This window comes from Salinisphaera sp. G21_0 (assembly GCF_017744115.1).
Classification (GTDB): domain Bacteria; phylum Pseudomonadota; class Gammaproteobacteria; order Pseudomonadales; family Endozoicomonadaceae; genus Endozoicomonas.
Genome location: NZ_JAGHQW010000048.1, coordinates 14,202 through 34,214, shown reverse-complemented (window position 1 = coordinate 34,214; position 20,013 = coordinate 14,202). Strand labels below are relative to the sequence as shown.

Sequence of the window (20,013 nt, the reverse complement as noted above, 5' to 3'; positions counted from 1 at the left end):
ATCTTTGAAGCCTTGCAATACCTGTTTATCTTATTAGCCCTTATTAAAAACCTAGCTCTGATTTCAGGGCTTGTCTGACTATTTCTCACTTAGCCTTCTGGATTGCTCTCAGGAAGGCCGCTGCATCTGCAATTCCGGTACCGCAACTGAAGGTTGAGCAATCGCTATCTGAGGCAAATGGTCTGGCTGTTTCTTTCAACAGGCGCTCACGCTCAGAGGGTGACAGCGTTGGATTGACAGCGTAGCTAAGGTCAATCAAACCGGCGATATGTGGTGCTGCCATGCTGGTGCCCTGAAGCTCAGCGTAGGAGCTACTTGTCGGACCGTTCAGCCCGGAATTGTACAATGACAGGATGCCATTGCCCTGGAACAGTGTTTCACCACCGGGAGCCATAATGTCGATCTCGGTACCATAATTTGAGTACCAGCTGCGGTTTCCTGTGCGATTGATAGCACCAACAACAATGACATTCTTGCAGTTTGCCGGCGTGCTCATCGCCACATTTTGTTGCTCATTGCCTGCTGCAACCACCACAGTGACACCCGCAGCAACCACTTCATCAATGGCATCCTGATAGGTTTGCGGACACCAGAGCGCTTCACCACCAAGGCTTAGATTCAGTACGTTGACTGGATTGGGGTTTATCGGGATTCCATAGACTTTCAGACCTGCCCCCCAACGCATGGCTGATACGATATCGGAGGTATAACCACCACATCGCCCAAGTGCCCTGAGAGTTTGCACCCTGGAGAGCCAGGTAACCCCTGAAACACCGATGCTATCATTGGTTGTCGCCGCAATCGTGCCCGTAACATGAGTTCCGTGCCAGCTGCTCTTTCGGGCATTAGCCGGAACCGGGTCACCGAATGAGGAGCCGCAGGCTCCTGGCTGCAGAGCGTCTCCCGGATCCCGGGGGTTACTATCCCAGCCATCACCATCATTAGCCATCCAGGGATCAGAAACAAAATCATAACCTGCTACCAGCCTGTCATTAATCTCCCGGTGGTCAGTAATTCCGGTATCAATAACACCGATCACATTGTCAGTACTGCCAATGGATATGTCCCAGGCAGCAGGGAGATTAATACCCGCTCCGGTTTCAAAGTAGTGCCATTGCTGATTATAAAGTGGGTCGTTGGGGACTCTCATGGCCTGCATTACCAGATCTGGCTCAGCAAACTTTACCTGGGGGTCATCTTCTAATCCGGCTGCCAGCGTCTTTGCATCGTCAAGATTAACGGTGGCTCCTATTGACAGCACTTCCTGCCTTTTTCCGGCAGCAACCCCATAACCACCATGGGTTACACCCTGTTTAATAAAAGCTAATGCTCTGGCTTCGGTAGGCTTTTCTTTAAAGTGAACAATGACTCTATCTGTGCGTTGTAATAAAAGTCGGTAATTATCCACTTCAGCCTGTGAAATAAATGTTGGTGTTAACAGTGTTGCTGCTAAAACAATCCTTGTCAGCAGTGAGTTCATTGATGCTTGCCTCAGGGGTAAATAATTAACCAAACAAAATGTTCAATTCTATTTGGTTAACTACTTGCAGGAATTTGGAATCCACCTAAGAAAAAAGTATGGTGGATGGAAATAGAGGCTTCAAAGTATTTTGGATGGTTGACGGCTGATCTTATATTGGACGTCACAAAGCACCTAATGGTATTGGCAGGTTTGATGTTACTGTCGATTTGTCTTCTGGAAAACGCTGCCATTATTTCGGCAGCACTGGTCAGCATTGATGGTTTTATCCCATCATAGCTGGCTTTTCTGGCGCTTTTTTGGGGCATTTACTGTAGAATTTATTAAGGCATGGAAATAGGGGAAGCTTGGTCAGCCGATATTCCTGGACAAAATAAAATCAACAACTGAAGAGGGTGATGCTTCATGAATACATTGTTAAGAATAGCTTCGGTCCTGTTGATGGCATTGAGCGTCAACACCTTTGCTGACAAACATATTTATACTGGCTGGTTCAGCAGTAAAGCCATCAACGGCTATGATGCCGTTGCTTATTTCACGGAAGGAAAGCCCATAAAAGGGAGTGCCAAGTATAAATTTGAGCACTTGGGCGTGGAGTGGTACTTCTCTTCAGAAAAACATCTCAGCCTGTTTAAGACGCATCCTGAGCAGTATATGCCTCAATACGGCGGCTACTGTGCGTGGGCTGTTGCTGCAACAAAACAAAGGGCACCGGGAGACCCGAAATACTGGAAAATTGTCGATGACAAACTGTATTTGAATTACGACAACAGTGTGCAGGAAAAATGGCTGGTGGATATTCCGGGCTTTATTAAAGCTGCGGATAAGAATTGGCCAGAAATGAACTGAGTGTTGCCGCGATTGTACGAAGTATCGTAGAACGGCAGTTTAGTTTTCAGAGGATGGTTCCTGCTGTTTTTGATAAATCAGTGTTGAGGTGGCAACGCCGAAATTTTGGGGGGGGTGGTGGCCTGACTGTTGCAGCAGCAAGTTGATGATGGCCAAATGGTGCGTGGTGTGACATTGCAAAAATAACAGCTCACGAACGACGGATGTTTCCGTCTTAACGACAGTTCCATTGGTATCAATGCAGGCATTGAGTGTGAGATGGATCTCACCCGATGTATTCTTTGTCAGTTTCACCAGCTGCTCTTTAATACTCAGTAAAGCGCCAACTGCAGAAGAGACATTCCTCTCACATTCCGGGTCTCTGTCCCTGTTGTCGTAGTTAATGTATCTACTATCCAGACCGGATAAAAAACACTGATAAAACTCAATGATATGACGTACATGAGCGCCTATGGTTTGAGCTTTGTCAGGAACGACAGATTTCTGACAAGTATTTGCAGGAAGTCCTTCAATAACCTGAATCAACTCAGACAACAACTGTTCATTACATCGGCAGGCATTGGATAGTGACATTCGACTCTGAACCTTATCACTTGATTTACCATTAATCCGTGCCATGTTGGCGCAACATCAGGCCCACGGCACACTTCGGGCTTCTTAGCTCTGTCTTATACCTTTTCAGTGTTGCACAGGCTGTCGAGTTTTGTATACAGGGTAGTCAGCTCAGGGTAGTCAGCTCAAAAAATTCAGAGGTACGTTCTATCCAGGTCGTTAACCGGGATGGTGCTATGTAAACTTCCCACTAAACTAGTTAGAATGCTCGTGCCAGTCAGCGATGAGCTCTTCGACAGCCTTGAGCTCTTCGACAGCCTTGAGCTCTTCGACAGCCCTGAGCTCTTTGACAGTCATGAGCCAATAAACAGCGTTTGATTTCACCGCGTTGTCTTCCCGGAGGGGGATAACAGGGTGAGGCCCTAGCTTTACTGAGAGTCAACCGAGGAAAAATAGATGAGCAATATACCTTCTGAGTTACGGTATCTGCGTTCCCATGAATGGGTCAGGTTGGAGGAAGATGGTACCGTCACTATTGGTATTACAGATCATGCCCAGGAAGCCCTGGGGGACGTGGTTTTTGTTGAACTGCCTGAGCAGGGTGCTTTACTCGCTGCAGGTGATGAGGCCGGCGCTGTAGAGTCTGTAAAAGCTGCCTCAGAGATCTATGTGCCATTGACGGGTGAAGTTATTGACGTTAATGGCATTCTTGAAGACGCTCCGGAAACCGTCAACAGTGATCCTTATAATGATGGCTGGTTCTTCAAGATGAAACTTGATGATGATGGTGAACTCGGTGATCTGATGGATGCAGAAGCCTATGGTGAGTTTATTGAGTCAGAGTCTTGATTGCTTTCGGGCAAGCTGATCCCTGCATCTGAAGTCATTACCTGTTACCAACCACCTACTGCCAGCAGATAGCAGTGGGTGTGTTATCGGCTTGATGCTCTCCTTATACTTCACCTTAGTGCCGAATTTCCTGACGGTTCAGCCTATCTTTCAAGCTATTTTTTATAAGGACAGCAACCATCCATGAATGATGAGCAGTTACTCCGCTATAGCCGACAAATTATGCTTCCCCAGGTTGATATCGAAGGGCAGGAACGGTTGCTGTCATCAAGCGTTTTAATTCTTGGTCTGGGTGGGCTGGGCTGTCCGGCAGCTCAGTATCTGGCAGCAGCAGGCGTGGGGCACATGGTGCTGGTTGACCCGGATACGGTGGATACTACCAACCTTCAGCGGCAGTCCCTTTATTGTGCTGATGATCTGGGGGCTGCAAAAGTCTCCGCTGCACAGGCCCGGCTGTTGGCAGTCAATGACAGTATTCAGATTGAGACCATCCATGGATGTCTGGCAGGTGAAGGCCTGTCAGAGCAGGTGAGAAGAGTGACTGTGGTTCTGGATTGTACCGATAACTTTACCAGTCGGTTTGCCATCAATGCTGCCTGTGTCAGGGCCTCTGTTCCCCTGGTCAGTGGTGCCGCCATCAGGCTTAATGGCCAGCTGACAGTTTATGATCGTCGTCAGCCTGATGCACCCTGTTATCGGTGTCTATACGATGAGCAGAGCAATGAAAATCTCAGCTGTTCTGAATCGGGAATTCTGGGGCCAGTGGTCGGAATGATTGGCACAATGCAGGCACTGGAAGCCATCAAACTGATTGCCGGATTTGGCAAAACATTGAATGGTCGTTTGATGATTTTTGACGCGATGGCCATGGAGTGGCAGACCATGGGGCTGCAAGCAGATCCGAAGTGTCCTGTCTGCAGCCGGGTGTAAATGGCGTCAAACTTTTATGAGGGAGGTGTCAGGGTGGTGGAGGACTGTCTTTTACTGCCTCTAACAGACGGGCCTTGTAATCCGGGTCCAGGTCATTCCAGTGCGCGCCAATAAGGGCTCCTTCAAGGGCGTAGAGCAATACCTTGGAAACTTTAAAGCCACGGTCACGAACCTTGCAGTAGGCTGCAACAGAGCCTACGTCATGGAGTTGTTCGAGCGTTCTGATGCCTACAGCGTTTAACCATTGTACGGATGTTTTGCCAAGGTTTTTTAATTCGATCAGATCAGTTGCCATGTACTGGATCCCTAACTCAACTCTAGCGTCCGTACCAGAGACAGCATGATTATTAAAAACTCAGAAGTCATTTTCCCTTAAGAATAGACCAGACTTTTGAAGTCCTCCCATAGAGTTATCAGTTATTACTGACGCAATGGTATTTTGACGCCTTGTTGGGACTTTCCAGTACATCATTTCGATGAGTTTGATGTGTACAATCTCCGCTCAGGAGGAACGGAGCTTGGTAGTCATTGATAGAAGGAACCCATCAATCACATTGAAACCATGTACTGGCAACCAGATGGCTGATAAAGCCACTTTATTATCCACAGTAAGCGACACGGGTCCCGCATTTACTAATAAACCATCATTTTCGATACCAAAATACTTCCTGAAGGGAAACAATATAGACATTTCCCGATCACTTTCATTTTCCGAACAAGATCAACAACAGGCTCCAGCGTATAATCGCCATCATGGTAAAGAAATCGACGACTAAAAAAGGCAGGCCTGCCAAAAAGACAAAATCATCCTCTAAGCAAAGGCAGGGCAATCCGGTACCGTGGAAATCTATCCTGCTCAAGCTGGGCTTGACGCTGGTGGTTCTGGTTGGTGCTTACGCTGTCTATCTGGATGCCGTAGTTACTAAACAGTTTGAAGGGAAAAAGTGGGCGATACCGGCCAAGGTATTTGCCCGTCCTGTTGAATTGTATACTGGCAAGCTGATAACCCCCGGTGATCTCCAGTCCCAGCTCAGGCGTCAGGGCTATCAGGCGGTGCGTGATGTGGCGCGACCAGGTACGTTTGCCCGCAATGGCAGCCAGTTCGTTATTTATAGCCGGGGGTTTCACTTTCCCGATGGTGCTGAGCCACCACGCTATGTGCAGGTTGACTTTCAAGGCAATGAGGTGATTCGTCTCGTCGGCCGGGATGGTCAAAACCTGCCACTGTTAAGGCTTGATCCACAGCCTATTGGGGGTATTTATCCGGCCAGCTATGAAGACCGCCTGCTGATTCGTACCGCCCAGGCTCCCCGGTATCTGATTCCTGCTCTGTTGGCCATTGAAGACCGGGACTATTACGACCATGTCGGGATCTCACCCACCTCCATTGCCCGGGCCATGGTGGCCAATCTGAAAGCCGGAGGGGTTGTTCAGGGGGGGAGTACCATTACCCAGCAGTTGGTGAAAAACTTCTTTTTGACCAATGAGCGCACTCTGGTCCGTAAAGGTAAAGAAGCCATTATGGCACTGCTGCTTGAGCTGCATTATGGCAAAGAAGAGATTCTTGAAACCTATTTAAATGAGGTTTACCTGGGGCAGCAAGGACGTCGGGCCATTCATGGTTTTGGCCTGGCCAGCCAGTTCTACTTTGCCCAGCCCCTTAAGGAGTTGAATCTCGCCCGCACGGCTTTGCTGGTGGCTATGGTCAAAGGACCATCTTATTACGACCCAAGGCGATACCCTGAGCGCGCCCTGGCGAGACGAAACCTGGTGCTGGATGTCCTGGCAGAGCGATCCATCGTGCCTGCTGCCGAAGTTGAGCGCTCTAAAAGATTGCCATTAGGCGTCGTCAGTCGGGAACTGATCAGTACCAACGATTTTCCTGCCTATATCGATATGGTGAAAGAGCAGCTGCGCAAGGATTATGATGAGAAGGATCTGACCTCTGAGGGGCTGAGAATTTTCACCAACCTGGACCCGATGATTCAGCGGGAGGCCCAGAACAGCGTTACCAGCACGTTAACGACTCTGGGTAAGGGCAATCAGCTTCAGGGTGCCATGGTGGTTAGCTCTGCCCAAACGGGGGATCTTCTCGCGGTTGTGGGAGATCGAAACCCCGGGTATGCCGGATTTAACCGTGCCCTTGAGGCACGCAGACCGGTTGGCTCCCTGTTGAAGCCGGCAATCTATCTAACTGCTCTTGAACGACCCGGCCAGTACACATTAACGACGCCTGTCCATGATACGCCGGTGAAAATCAGTGATGGTCGTGGTGGTTACTGGGAGCCTCAGAATTACAGTCGTGAATCCCATGGGGAGGTGCCACTCTATCTGGCACTGGCAAAATCCTATAATCAGGCGGCAGCCAATACCGGGATGGCGGTTGGTTTGTCATCGGTACTGGATACGCTTAAGAGGCTGGGTATCGAGCAGGAGTTACCACCTTATCCTTCGGTATTGCTTGGTTCTCCATCCATGGCTCCGATTGAGGTTGCCAAGATGTACCAAACCATCGCCAGTGGTGGTTTTCGTATGCCGTTGCGGGCTATCGATGCGGTGGTAGACAGCCAGGGCAAGCCACTCAGCCGTTACAGTATTTCTGTCGAGCGGGCTTTTCAGCCGGGGCCAATGGAACTGCTGCGTACCGCTTTGGGTATGGTAATGGAAGACGGTACGGGACGTGGCGTATATCAGTATGTTGAGCCGGGTATTGCCCTGGGCGGTAAAACAGGCACCACCAATGATCTCCGGGATAGCTGGTTTGCCGGTTACTCCGGTGATCTGGTGGCAGTGACCTGGATTGGCCACGACGACAACAGCCCAACAAAACTCACTGGCAGCAGTGGTGCTTTGAAGATCTGGGGTAACTTTATGTCGAATGTGCCGGTGCAATCGGTAAAATCCCTGGGAGCCAGCAATGTGACCAGCGTCTGGGTAAATCCGTCGGCAAATGGTCGCAGTCATCGCTATTGTCAGGGCGCTATACCATTGCCCTATATCAAGGGTTCTGAGCCAAAGGCCTATGCCGGTTGTAAAGCTGATGTGAAGGATTCTCTGTTTGACAAAATCAAAGGGTGGTTTGAATGAAGTATGACACCATCTGTGAGTGGCGTGGCAAAGCGATATCTTTTCCACCCGGATTTTTCGTTGCGCTGTTGTTGGCTGCAGTTCTGACGGGTTGCTCTACGCCGGTATTGATGCAGAAAGAGCAGTACGGAGTATTATCGTCACCCTATGAACAGCGTCAGGATGCACTGGGTACATTATTGCACCAGGCCTGGAATGCCCGGGAAGCTGGCAGGTTTGATGAGGCCGAGAGTGCACTTGGACGGGCGATGCGTATCGGTCCAACGGCTCCGGACGTTTATTACCAGCTGGCCCTGCTGCGTCAGGATCAGGGGCGTGTTGCCCAGTCCCGGCAACTGGCTGAGAGAGCATTAAGTCTGGGACCGGGCTTTATGCTGGAACGAAAAATCAATCATTTGTTAAGTGCGTTGAATAGCTGATATGTCTGAAGAAGTTATTGTTTTGCTGGACGCTATGGAGTCAGAGCTGCGCAGGCAGGATGTCTGGCTTCCCATGCCTCCGTCGGTTGAAGCCATGAACAGCACCACACCTTTTTGCATGGATACCATGGCATTCAGCCAGTGGTTGCAGTGGATATTTGTTCCCCGCGTCAGGGCTATCATTGATGGGGGCGGCACTCTGCCAAAAGGTTCAAATATCAAATCCTATGCAGAAGAGGTGTTGCCCCTTGAGCGGCTGGAAAGTGAAAAGCTGTTGCTGATTATTGAGCAGTTTGACCGATTAATGAGTTGACCTGCTGTCGCAGGTCAATAGTTTATGGAATCTACAGGCAAGTGTTGGATATTCAGGTGCCGGGTCTTGGTGGCGGATGGCTGGCATGTCGATCCCGAATACCACAACAGCTGCGAAAAAAGTCGGCTATAGCAGCTGTACGGCCTCTGACTGGTTGAGGCTCTTGTGGAAGCGTTTCTAACGCTTCCGGTAAAGGTTCTGCCTGTGAGGTTTGCAGGTCTTGTGGTTTGTCCTCTGGCTGAGAATCACTGATATTGGGGTCATGATCTGATATTGCATCTGATAATTTTGTTCCAATGTCAGAAAGTGGATCTAATACGGAGGACATACTATCAACACTGGCCAGTTGCGGTATGATTTCACCTTCCGGTTGTGGATTAATCGCACGGTCAGCCGCTTTTTTATCATTTGGCACCTGCTCTGAATTAAACGAATCGGGAGGTGGTAATAATGTTTCCCGTGATCTTGAAACTTCTGGCTCTGAACTTGCGGCAGAAGGAGTACCAATTGGTTGACTTTGTTGTGTATATAATATGGGGACTGAACCAGTAACAGAAGAATCCATAGCTACCTCTAAAAGGTCATTAAGGCATTATATAGACCAATATTTTCACCGGTAGTTTCTTCTTGTTGATGTAAATTCAGGACGATAAGGTAATTCATCTAAATTTCAGGTTACATATACATTATCTTATATATATGCCCAAATTTTTTTATCTTTTTCTCAAAACTGCCTCTACAGGATATTCTCACTTAAACGCGTTTATTAATTCAATATTCTCCCGGGTATCGGATAGTGAGAAGTGGTTATTTTCTTTCATAAGTTGACCGGTACCATCAATATCCAACTGTGAAAGCAGTGTTAACACCTCTTGCCGGGATAGGTATTTTACCTGCTGGGAGAGTAAACGAATCTTTTCCGGCAGTGTTCTGGCGGTTGCCATAAGCATTTCAAGTCGGCCGAACCTGATTGTCATTGTAAAGCTTTCGGCAGGCTGTGAGGTTATGGGGGCAAGCATTGCAGCCAATATACGGCTATCAATTTCATTTTCATTGTTTAACAGGTTGCAGAGCCATAACTTATCATCAATATTGATTTCGCTGCCGGATAATAATTTTACAATGGTATTAACCGTTAATTGAGCGGTACTCACGGCATTGGTTTTATATTCTTTCCAGAAACGTAGCAGGTAGTAATAGGTGGTGTCTGCCTTAAACTGGTTTTCACTTTTTGCCAGCCACTCAAGGCTTTTCAATGAGAACCGACACTTGGGGTGCTGAATAATGATCTCAATCCGGCTTGGGGATAAATATGTGAGGTTCAGTTGCTCAAGGTAAAAGTCAGTAAATGCAGAGAGTAGCTGGTTTAACGTTGCATCATGGATTTCGTTGCTGTCTGGTAAACTGTATTCATTCGCCTCAAGCTCCCGGTGTTGCCAGACTTCCGGAGCTTCGCTTACTTGCCAATGTGTGGCCACTTGAAAGTCATTGGGCAGGTAGCCGTTGAGATACTTTCCGCTGTCCTGGTTACTGCTTTTCCGGCTGAAATTACTCGCCTGATGCTCAAGAGATTGTGGTAGGGGCGTGGCCGGTTGCCATGAAGCTATGGGATATCCATTGAAAGGAGTATCTGGATAGAAATAAAACAGGTAGTCCCGGTAATCTTCAGCAAAATAACCATTCATAAGTAAGTAAAGTAAAGGGCCGAAGCGCTCTTCAGTCAGCGCTCTTAACACTGAATCCGCCATGAAACCCTGCCGCAGCGTTTCGGCCACTGTTTTACCGGGTAGTTTATTGTCATGGAAAACCGTCCAAAAGAGCCCCATATCATCGGTTAATTCTGCATGCTCTTTGGGATAAAGGTTCTTAATGACGACCATGGCAAACAGCTTGTTGTTATTCGGCGCTTTATAATCCGTGGATAACTGATCAAGGTAAATATGAAACTCATTAACGATATTGGTCATCAGTTTCATGTCGTCAATGACGCTTGCCACATTGTAAATTAATGCTTTATCCATCTCACGGCTATTGATGGTTTTCAGCTGCTTATACAGTTCCGGTCCGGTATTTTCAGCATTGGGAGCGGGAATAATGGGAACAACCAGGTCAAAAAACCGGGTACGTTCGCTAGCCGTCAGTATTTCATCCGCCAGGAGATAGATAAAATAGACGGGTTGTTTAATATGGCCTGAGCCATTCAGGTAGCCATTGACACAATACAGTGTTTCCAATGCTGTCTGCTGGGAAGGGCTTGTCAGGTTCTCGACAATGACCACATCATACCTGCCGTGGTTAAAAGCATGATTGATTTGATGGAGATAATGACTGACATCTGATCTGTCTGCACGGTTCTCCAGCCGGGTTTGCCTCTTTCTCTGGCCTGTTTTCAGTAACCCCGTGAATAGATACAGTACGACCAGTGTTGCCACCAGGAACAAGGAGAGTTCAGCCAATAAGGGGGCATACTTTTTGGCAAAGGCCAGCATCGGGTCGGGTAAATACAGATGGAGTGCTTTGACCGTTGTACTTTGATCAATGCCCAGACTACCGCTGAGATAGCCCAGTGTTGCAATAGAATAGCTGGTCAATAAGGCCAGAAGCGCGCCAATGACTTTTCTCCAGCCTTTGGGTTTATGCTGCAGCGCCTTGATGTCATCGGGTAACTTGCCTGTGATGCTGCACAGAAGTTGCTCTAATAATCCTTTCTCATTTTCATTGCTATCTGGAGTAATGGGGGGAATGATTTCGGATAGCGGTGGCAAAAAAATCCGGGTGTACTTGAATTGTGGATTACGCTCTGTGAATGCATGAATAAACGCGCTTTTGCCGACACCAATGGCTCCGGAGATGGCAATATTTCGGGTTTCAGGCTGCTCTTCTACATCGAGGGCAGCCAGTAGCTCCCTTTCATACTTCTCGAATTGCTCATATGGCATCGTCGCTGAGTTCAAAGGCCTGATAAGTGACTGCCCATCACGACGTTTCAGATATCTGGAAAATGTCCCTCCTGATATCTTGCGAGCGGTGGCCGATCTGCCATGCCCGGGATAGTGCTGCGAGTACTTTTCCCGGGCTGCTTGCCAGCCTGCCCTGGCTGCTCTCCAGCCAGCCATGATTGCTTTAAGGTATCTGGTTTTACGGCGAATCCATCCTGACCGTTGAATATGAGCCATCATTTCCCTGTAGCCTTTTCCATGACCAATGTTCGTGAGCCAACACATTGACTGTTTAAAATCGGCAGGATTTGGTAGTGGGTGAGCAGATACATTGGCCTGTTTTGATTGACCAACCTGTGAAGTGCATGGCAAATCGTTGTGATGTACCTTTACACTACCGGTATCGGCAGTTCTCTTCTCCAGGGACAGGAACGTTCATCAAAAATGGTGGTCTGAGTCATTAATTCCCATGCAACCCAGGGACTTTAACGACTATGAATCGCGCTGATCTGACCGGGCCTTTTGCACCAAACGTTGGTTTTCCTGTTAATGACGGTCATTCTCCCCCTGTTTCCCCAGCCACCGTCGGACCAAGAGCTGTCTATCAACTGCCAGTTGCGGCAGTACAGCCTCAATTACGTGAGCAACATCACGTCAGAGACACGGTTCCGACAACAGGTAATTCATGGTCCGGGGGAGCTACATTGCCTGCACACATAAAACTCAGCAATGAAATAAGCCAGCGGGTCAAACAGCGATTATCAGACGATAAGAAGTGTACGGTCTACTATGTCAACAAAAGCACGGCTGATGGCGTCAAACACGTCCAGTTCACTGAATACGGGAAAGGCCTAATGCGTCAGAGCGGGTTTTCTGATGGAGAGTTGTCCAGTGCTCTGAAGATGTGCAGCGTGATTGATGCCTCGGATACCTGTAGCGAAAGGCACGACTGTGGTCAATCCAAAAGGCAGATTCATTTTGTCGAAAATCCAAAAGTGAATGAGTGGATAATTAACCGTATCAGGTCGTCCATTGAAGAGTCTGATATCTCGTCCAACGATGAATCTGATATCTCGTCCAGCGACGAATCTGATTCTGATGATCTCGACAAGATACTCCAGTATTCAGACGGCAACCGCTGTTATCCTTTGCATATTTTTGGTGCCATGATTCCGCAAACCCTGGTGGATGCCAGGTATGTTATGATATCCAACGAAGGCGTGTCGAAAGATGAGCCACCTGCCTTTAGTGTCAATGTCCAGAAATATATATCCGACACGATAGCTAACCATTATATTGATACCCTCAGAGAGTTATCTGATATCGTAGAATGCAGCAGCGACAACGACGAAAAATTATCAAAGTTACGTGATTTTCTGAAGCCTTACCGGTCAGGAAATCCTCATGACTCAGAAATGGAGTTTAAACCACCCGACTGCATGGATGCAGAAGCTATTGCCCATAAAGACAGCACAGAGCCATGAAAAACAGTCGTTGCTTCACGTTACTGGTCCCTGATCATTATTGTTGCATTAGCTATTTATCGTCTTTATGCCTGCGAAAAAATTCGTATTCACCGAAGTAAAATCCGTATTTGTGTTGACGGATGGCTGCTGAAAGTCAAAAATGGCACCTCCTGAAGCCGCCCAAGAAGCTGCGTTGGGAATTATGCGACAATTTGATGCCGTTTATCTGCGGCTCAGATAAGAGTGTTCCGTAGGCCCTGTTGACGTTTCGTTGCGTGCTCGCAACGAAACGTCAACAGGCCCTGGTGTACCGACTTCTCGATCTTGTGCTGAGATCATTTGTTGGTGCACTGCTCCTACCCGCACAGGAATGTGGCAGTTCTGCAAGCCAGAATTGTGAGTCTCATGCAGCCCGGAGCTGCACTTGTTGGTGAAGGATGATCGTTAAGAGACGCTTTTTCATGTTCGCCAATTTCTAACACGCTCTGTTTCAGGGACTGTTGACATTGAGTCGGGATATTCAGCGGCAGAAGATGTTAATAGCGCCAGCAATTCGGGGCGATATAAAAATTCATTCCAAATAAAGCCGAGGGTTAGCAAGTGGAGCTATTATCCGGCGCGGACATGGTGGTCCGATCACTGGCAGATGAGGGAGTCGAGTATATATACGGGTACCCGGGGGGGGCTCTGCTGCACGTCTATGACGCCATTTTCCGGCAGAAGGCGATTACCCATATCCTGGTACGTCATGAACAGGCTGCCACCCATATGGCAGACGGTTACGCAAGAGCGACCGGTAAGCCGGGCGTGGCTCTGGTAACCTCTGGTCCGGGGGCAACGAATACCATTACCGGTATTGCCACTGCCTACATGGACTCCATCCCCATGGTGGTGCTTTCCGGTCAGGTGCCGTCAGCCTTTATAGGCAGTGACATGTTTCAGGAAGTGGATATGGTGGGTATTTCCAGGCCCATCGTAAAACACAGCTTCCTGGTCAAACGGGCTGAAGATATTCCAGAGGTCATCAAGAAAGCCTTCCATCTGGCGCAGACCGGTCGCCCGGGGCCTGTTGTGGTTGATATCCCCAAGGATATTACCGACCTGAGCAAAAAGTACGAATACCATTACCCCCAGAAGGTACGGCTGCGTTCCTATAACCCACCGGTTAAAGGTCACAATGGCCAGATTCGCAAAGCGGTTGAACTGCTGGCAGAGGCTAAAAAACCCATTATCTATGCCGGTGGTGGTGTTGTTTTGGGCAAGGCCTCTGAACAACTGACAGCACTGGCGAAAATATTGAATGTACCGGTGACTAATACTCTGATGGGCTTGGGTGCGTACCCCGGTTCTGACCATCAGTTTGTGGGTATGCTCGGTATGCATGGCAGTTACTGCGCGAACCAGGCGATGCACAATGCGGACCTGATTCTGGCCGTGGGCGTCCGTTTTGATGACCGGGTCACCAATAACACATCAAAGTTCTGCCCGGATGCAAAGATCATTCATATTGATATTGATCCAGCCAGTATCTCCAAGAATGTACCGGCAGATATTCCAATTGTCGGGCCAGTGGATGCCGTTCTGGATACTATGATTCGTCAGATAAAAGAGACCGATACCCATATTGGTCAGGAAGCGCTCGATAGCTGGTGGCACCAGATCAATGAGTGGCGTGAAGGTCGTGGCGGCCTGTTCCCTTACGACAAGGGCGACGGCACCATTCTCAAGCCACAGCAGGTCATTGAAACACTGTATGACGTGACCCGGGGTGAAGACACCTTCATCACTTCCGATGTCGGCCAGCACCAGATGTTTGCTGCCCAGTATTATCCATTTGATAAGCCAAACCGCTGGATTAACTCCGGCGGCCTGGGAACCATGGGCTTTGGTCTGCCTGCCGCGATGGGGATAAAACTGTCATTCCCGGACAGCCATGTGGCCTGTGTCACCGGTGAGGGCAGTATTCAGATGAATATTCAGGAACTCTCTACCTGTCTGCAATATGATTTGAACGTCAAAATCATCAACCTGAATAATCAGGCACTGGGCATGGTACGACAGTGGCAAGATATGCAGTATGACAGTCGTTATTCCCATTCTTACATGGAATCACTGCCAGACTTTGTCAAACTGGCGGAGTCTTACGGGCATGTGGGCATGAGAATTACCGACCCGGCCAGGCTGACGTCGGCTATGGAGGAAGCGTTCTCGCTGAAAGACCGACTGGTCTTTATGGATATCCAGGTGGATACCAGTGAGCATGTTTACCCCATGCAGATCAAGGACGGCAATATGGCCGATATGTGGCTCAGCAAAACGGAGAGGACCTGATGAAACGGATTATCTCTGTCCTGGTTGAGAACGAACCCGGTGCACTGTCGCGTATTGTCGGGCTCTTCTCCCAGCGTAATTACAACATTGAGACATTGAATGTTGCACCAACGGAGGACAAGACACTGTCCCGCCTGACGCTGACCACGGTGGGTAATCCCCAGGTCGTTGAGCAGATTACTAAACAGCTGAATAAGCTGGTGGATGTGGTAAAACTGGTGGATCTGACCGAAGGTGCCCATATTGAGCGGGAGATGATGCTGATCAAGGTGCGTGCCGGTGGGCCACTGCGTGCTGAGGTGAAGCGTACAGCGGATATCTTCCGTGGTCAGATCGTTGATGTGACCAGCTCTGTCTACACCATCCAGCTGACCGGAACCGGTGAAAAGCTGGATGCCTTTATTGAAGCCATTGGTCAGGCACAGGTGCTGGAAGTTGTGCGAAGTGGAGTGACCGGTATTTCCCGTGGGGAAAAAGTGTTATCTCTTTAAGCGCTGACTGTTGATCTTTTACCCCGGAGTCGGGCTTCGGGGTAAATTATTCAATGCCCCTTGATGGGGGAGTTTTTGGCTTAGCCGGGTTTCAGTTATTTGGAAGATTGCTTTCTAATACTTCCAGCATCATGTTGTTGTCAGGATGCCATGCCTTTTATTCCTCTTGCTGCTGCTTATTTTGCCCCCGATTGAATAACAACATCAAAGGTTCTCAGATAGATTTACTGATGGCAACTGAGCCTTCAGAAGTTTGACGATGTCTGTGTAGGTTTTGATTTTTGCTCTTTTGGACATATAGGGTGTGCTGGACAATGTCAGACTACCAAAGAAGTGATCTACCCCTGCGGACTCTTCAGCTATCATCAGAACAGATTCTGCAAGTTCAAGGGGGGTCTTTCCGTACTGGGTTCTGGCGTTGATGGAGGCACCTTGGTCAATCAGGTGCTGAATTGCATGTAAACGACTTTCAATGGCCGCATAATGGAGGGGAGTCATCATGCCAACATCCTTTGCCATCACATCCGGTGCGGCATCCACTGTGCTGCTGGTAGCATTGACGAGAGCACCATGGCCAATCAGTTGATCAATAACTTCTGACTTACCAGATTGAGCCGCAAGATGCAGAGGTGTTTGTCCCCGACTATTTTTGGCATCGACGTCAGCCTTACAGGCTACCAGTACCTCAATGGCATCCTGTGCGTGGCGGCTGAAGACTGCACAGTGCAGGGGCGTCATTCCAGAATGGTAAAGGGCATTAACGTCGGCCCCTCGGTTTGTCATGGCCTGAATTTTGTCTTTTTGTCCCTCTTTAATCACCTCGTAAAAGGCTGATTTACGAGAGCCTGGATAATGAAGTGTATTAATGTCAGCACCCGGAGTTCTGGTTAGCAATCGGTCGAATAAATCCCATTCATTGATTTTAATCAGTTCAGCGAGTAAACCGGCACGCATATCGTCACAAGATGCCTCAGAGCGGCACAGGGCACTGGCTAACGACTTGATTATGGGTTTAGTCAGTTTGTTTACTCTGTTTATCCAGCTCCATAGCGTCTCGCCACGGTTAATAAGTACATTGGTGGCTGCGCCAGCGGTCAGCAAAAGATCAACGGTCTTTGCCTGACCGGTCTCAATAGCAATGTGAAGCGGTGTTTTTTCGAACTGTTTCAGGTGGTCTTCCATTTCACCGTATCTTACTGTGGATTGGTCGGTTCTATTCCACATTCTTACTATGCTACTAAGGAAATGGCATATTCTAATTTCAAGCGCGCACAATTTAGGCAACCATGAGGCTTGGGCATTGATATTAGCACCCTTGCCAAGCAATAGCCGAATGGCATCATGTTGCCCATGTTCTACCGCAAAATGGAGGGGGGTCTTGCTACCGGCATTGATATCAGCGCCTTTGTTAAGCAAAATCTCGATGACTTTGAGGTAACCTTTTGCTGCTGCAAAGTGAAGTGGGCGTCTTTTATCCGGGGCGAGGCTATTAATGTCAGCGCCACTGTCAATAAGGGCTATTATGGCCTCTGGATGACTATTTAACATCGCAAGGTGGAGGGGGGTATCACCAAGCTTGCCTTTAGTGAGGGCATTGACGTCGGCACCGTGTTTAACAAGACACTTGATTGTCGCTACATCACCTTTGCCAGCCGCGCAGTGCAGGGCAGTTATCCCGCCTTTGGTGATGGCGCTGGCATGTGCACCCTGTTTAAGCAAACCTTCGACAATATCAGACTGACCTCTGGCTGCTGCCACGTGGAGTGGCGTCTTCTCAGTGTACAAACAAAGGGCAATTTTACGTTTACAGATTGGACAACCGAAATCGGCATGCTTTAAATCTTTAAGCCAATTATCAATGCACCACTTGTGATAGATATGGGTACAGGGAAACGTTGCAGCAATGCGACTGTTACCCTGGTTTTCAAGGCAGATAGCACATTTTTCAGTTTCCACATCATCTGTTTGACGGACCAACGGGGCTGAAGCTGTTATCGGGTTACTATGACCGACATTGAGCGGGCTCAGGGGGGTACTCATTACTAAATATCACTAGGTTACAGATTTTTGGAAATAACTCATCTTTCAAGCTGTCTAAATGATTGACTGACCAATAAGCTATTAGTTCATTTCCTCTGTAGAAAAAAAGTGGGAGCTGTTTTGCTTAAAAGCATTGCCAGTTAATTTTTAGTCATATACCCCGCAGCTTGCTGCGGGTTAGTTCATTCAAAATCCTTTGATCTGGTTATTTTTGGCTTAGTCGGATGTCAGTCACTGGGAAGATTGCTTTCTAATACTTCCAGCATCATGTTGTTGTCAGGATGCAATGCCTTTTGTTGTAATTCCCTGGCCAGTTCATAAAAACTTTCTCCTGGTGTAGTCGCCCGTGACATATAATCGACCAGTATCTCATTGGATTTATCACAGACGTACTGGCAAAACTCAGGTAATCTGCCTTCGTCTAATAACCGCATAAAGTAACTTTTCCGATCATCAGCTGAGAGTTCGGTATACTCATTGATTTTTGAGGTATCCGTACCATTAAAAAAATGTGGAATCAGTGTTGCGATTAGCCCATGATAGTTTAGGATACCGTCGGTGATTGCCTCACATATTTTATGGATTTCTAAATGGGCATTCTCAGGATTACTCCATAGCTTGTAGTTATGTCTGTCACATAACTTAATTTGCTCTTTGCTCATTGTTATCAGGGCTGATTTGACCTCCTGAATACGGAATGAGTCCAAATCAAATGCATCATTTGCTACCTGCCAGCCACCTAAGAATTCCGGATTGCCTATTGTTGTCATTTCATGACCACCAATTTCCGCCAGATAGGGTTTATTTAAGCACTGAGCAATATTAGCGGTGCTGGCTCCCGGTGCATAAATGGGGATATTGGAAAAATAACAAACCAACTCAAACAATCGTTTCGGTAAAAAATCAAATTCAAATACGGTGACATTATCTTTAAGTGATTTCTCAGTAGTAAAGTCTAAGGAGTAATTAATTGAAAACTGTCTATTACCAGTATCACTTAGCTCTTTTCGTCCTTTTTCAGATAGGCGCTTTTTCTCATTGCTTGGTGCAATAATGATGATAGGCTTATCTCTAAAACACGATTTAGCTGCATTTGTGTAATTGTAATACATGGGTTTTGACATCCCGGAAGTATGATAAGCAAGGGCTAAATATATTTTTTTTTCTTTGGCCGATTGGAATAATTCGGTAAAAAATTGAACTAATTTTTCAGCATCATAACCATGTGTAGCTGGATTTTGTAAACTGTTAGCTATTTCCCTTCTCATTAACTCTGGTGTTGAGGTATTTTTACTTGCCTCGTACGGATAAATCGGTAGATGATTTTCTTGATTTTTTGGTAGGTTTTTCCTTACACTCCCAGGGAACCATCTATAGTTAGTTATTTGAATTGATGGATGGTTTTGTGATATTTCAAAAAATAAGTCCCTGACGGTGTAAATTTGCAGCGTGTCTTTCGATAAAAAAAGGTTTGGTATTCTATCTTGTATTACGTATGGAATACCAAATATCTTATCGTAGCACATTTTTGGTAATGATAACCTGTGATCTCCATGAATGATAAATTCATCAATGTCACGGTCAGGTAAGCCAGAAAGAAGATTTGGTAGTTTGTTGCTCAGAGTGTCTTTACAGCCAGAAAAGCGAATTAGACTTAAAGTGCCAGGAGAGAGTCTGACAAAATTCCTCAAGAATTCTATATAGAGGTTTAAATTTCCATAACCCCGATTGTACGACTTATTTTCTACAAGAAAAACGATTTCTTTAACTTTTGCAGCTTTAGTTTGTAAAACGGTAATTCTATTTATAGATGATGCTTGAATCGGCATCTGCTTGAAAAAATCCTGAAGAAAAGATAGCCATTGCTTGTCCTTTGTTATCGGGCAGACAACGTGTTGAAGAGCAGTTCTTTTGATGAAAGGCGGCTCTTTACTTTTTTTTGCATTTTCTGGAAGTGCCTCTGTTGTGAAATTTCCATAAGCTGCCCTTTCTCGATCATACCATGTAAATCCTTCATGAGTTGAAACAGAATGATGCTCTAGTTTGGACAGGAATTCAGCAGATAATTTTTCTGGAGTATTTTTCGATTTGTTTGCCTGGTTTATGATAAAAGTTGTACAAATATTATTCTGAAAGGGCTTGCTTAAATTATGATCATCTTTTTCTTGTTCAATTATTTCTTTTTGTTTTAGCAATTCATTGGGCGGTTCATTGGTAAGATGAGGCTGAGCTGTAATATTATTGTTAATCATCATGATATATCTCCT

At 47.2% G+C, this 20,013-nt stretch carries 17 protein-coding genes; 9 read left to right on the top strand and 8 right to left on the bottom strand.

The annotated features are described in order from the left end of the window. Positions 1–85: 85 nt before the first annotated feature. Positions 86–1,480: a S8 family peptidase gene (locus J7439_RS19525; protein WP_209203627.1), complete on the bottom strand. Its 1,395-nt coding sequence runs from the start codon at positions 1,478–1,480 to the stop codon at positions 86–88. Positions 1,481–1,894: 414 nt separating this feature from the next. On the opposite strand from J7439_RS19525, the gene J7439_RS19520 reads away from it, so the two are divergent. Next, positions 1,895–2,329 carry a YHS domain-containing (seleno)protein gene (locus tag J7439_RS19520; protein ID WP_353623089.1) on the top strand — a complete coding sequence of 145 codons (435 nt, stop codon included), beginning with the start codon at positions 1,895–1,897 and terminating at the stop codon, positions 2,327–2,329. A gap of 39 nt (positions 2,330–2,368) precedes the next feature. Here the strand turns inward: J7439_RS19520 and J7439_RS19515 are convergent, their stop codons facing one another. Together J7439_RS19515 and J7439_RS26665 are read right to left on the bottom strand one after the other, a co-directional pair. Continuing rightward, the gene (locus tag J7439_RS19515) at positions 2,369–2,947 is read right to left on the bottom strand and encodes a DinB family protein (protein WP_209203625.1); all 579 of its coding nucleotides are present in this window, start codon (positions 2,945–2,947) and stop codon (positions 2,369–2,371) included. 189 nt (positions 2,948–3,136) lie between these two features. Further along, positions 3,137–3,265: a hypothetical protein gene (locus tag J7439_RS26665; RefSeq protein ID WP_286198442.1), complete on the bottom strand. Its 129-nt coding sequence runs from the start codon at positions 3,263–3,265 to the stop codon at positions 3,137–3,139. Between the two features lie 72 nt (positions 3,266–3,337). Between J7439_RS26665 and gcvH the strand changes: the two genes are divergently transcribed. Beyond that, positions 3,338–3,730, top strand: coding sequence for a glycine cleavage system protein GcvH (gene gcvH, locus J7439_RS19510; RefSeq protein WP_101748033.1), 393 nt, complete (start codon positions 3,338–3,340; stop codon positions 3,728–3,730). A gap of 183 nt (positions 3,731–3,913) precedes the next feature. Continuing rightward, positions 3,914–4,660 (top strand): HesA/MoeB/ThiF family protein, encoded by a 747-nt coding sequence (locus tag J7439_RS19505; RefSeq protein WP_209203624.1) that lies wholly within the window; start codon positions 3,914–3,916, stop codon positions 4,658–4,660. 28 nt (positions 4,661–4,688) lie between these two features. On the opposite strand, the gene J7439_RS19500 is transcribed toward J7439_RS19505, so the two are convergent. Beyond that, positions 4,689–4,955: a TfoX/Sxy family protein gene (locus J7439_RS19500; RefSeq protein WP_209203623.1), complete on the bottom strand. Its 267-nt coding sequence runs from the start codon at positions 4,953–4,955 to the stop codon at positions 4,689–4,691. A gap of 458 nt (positions 4,956–5,413) precedes the next feature. Between J7439_RS19500 and mrcB the strand changes: the two genes are divergently transcribed. Genes mrcB through J7439_RS19485 form a run of 3 tightly spaced genes read left to right on the top strand, consistent with a single transcriptional unit; the run spans position 5,414 to position 8,479 of the window. Then, positions 5,414–7,747, top strand: a complete 2,334-nt coding sequence (gene mrcB / locus J7439_RS19495) for a penicillin-binding protein 1B (protein WP_209203622.1) — start codon at positions 5,414–5,416, stop codon at positions 7,745–7,747. Then, complete coding sequence (locus J7439_RS19490; protein ID WP_209203621.1) at positions 7,744–8,166, top strand: tetratricopeptide repeat protein; 423 nt, start codon at positions 7,744–7,746, stop codon at positions 8,164–8,166. Before mrcB ends, J7439_RS19490 begins: the two co-directional genes overlap by 4 nt. 1 nt (position 8,167) lies before the next feature. Then, a complete protein-coding gene (locus J7439_RS19485) occupies positions 8,168–8,479 on the top strand; it encodes a YqcC family protein (RefSeq protein ID WP_209203620.1) in 312 nt (103 codons plus the stop codon). 52 nt (positions 8,480–8,531) lie between these two features. On the opposite strand, the gene J7439_RS19480 is transcribed toward J7439_RS19485, so the two are convergent. Further along, the gene (locus J7439_RS19480; RefSeq protein WP_209203619.1) at positions 8,532–8,894 is read right to left on the bottom strand and encodes a hypothetical protein; all 363 of its coding nucleotides are present in this window, start codon (positions 8,892–8,894) and stop codon (positions 8,532–8,534) included. 334 nt (positions 8,895–9,228) lie between these two features. Next, positions 9,229–11,658 carry a YobI family P-loop NTPase gene (locus J7439_RS19475; RefSeq protein ID WP_209203618.1) on the bottom strand — a complete coding sequence of 810 codons (2,430 nt, stop codon included), beginning with the start codon at positions 11,656–11,658 and terminating at the stop codon, positions 9,229–9,231. 254 nt (positions 11,659–11,912) lie between these two features. Between J7439_RS19475 and J7439_RS19470 the strand changes: the two genes are divergently transcribed. The 3 genes from J7439_RS19470 (at position 11,913) to ilvN (ending at position 15,706) form a co-directional block, all read left to right on the top strand. Next, the gene (locus J7439_RS19470; protein ID WP_209203617.1) at positions 11,913–12,902 is read left to right on the top strand and encodes a hypothetical protein; all 990 of its coding nucleotides are present in this window, start codon (positions 11,913–11,915) and stop codon (positions 12,900–12,902) included. 582 nt (positions 12,903–13,484) lie between these two features. Next, positions 13,485–15,215: an acetolactate synthase 3 large subunit gene (locus J7439_RS19465; protein ID WP_209203616.1), complete on the top strand. Its 1,731-nt coding sequence runs from the start codon at positions 13,485–13,487 to the stop codon at positions 15,213–15,215. Beyond that, positions 15,215–15,706 (top strand): acetolactate synthase small subunit, encoded by a 492-nt coding sequence (gene ilvN, locus J7439_RS19460; protein ID WP_209203615.1) that lies wholly within the window; start codon positions 15,215–15,217, stop codon positions 15,704–15,706. Before J7439_RS19465 ends, ilvN begins: the two co-directional genes overlap by 1 nt. 204 nt (positions 15,707–15,910) lie before the next feature. Here ilvN and J7439_RS19455 read toward each other — a convergent pair whose 3' ends face one another. Continuing rightward, positions 15,911–17,746 (bottom strand): ankyrin repeat domain-containing protein, encoded by a 1,836-nt coding sequence (locus J7439_RS19455; RefSeq protein WP_209203614.1) that lies wholly within the window; start codon positions 17,744–17,746, stop codon positions 15,911–15,913. 227 nt (positions 17,747–17,973) lie between these two features. After that, positions 17,974–20,001, bottom strand: a complete 2,028-nt coding sequence (locus J7439_RS19450; RefSeq protein WP_209203613.1) for a hypothetical protein — start codon at positions 19,999–20,001, stop codon at positions 17,974–17,976. Positions 20,002–20,013: the final 12 nt, after the last annotated feature.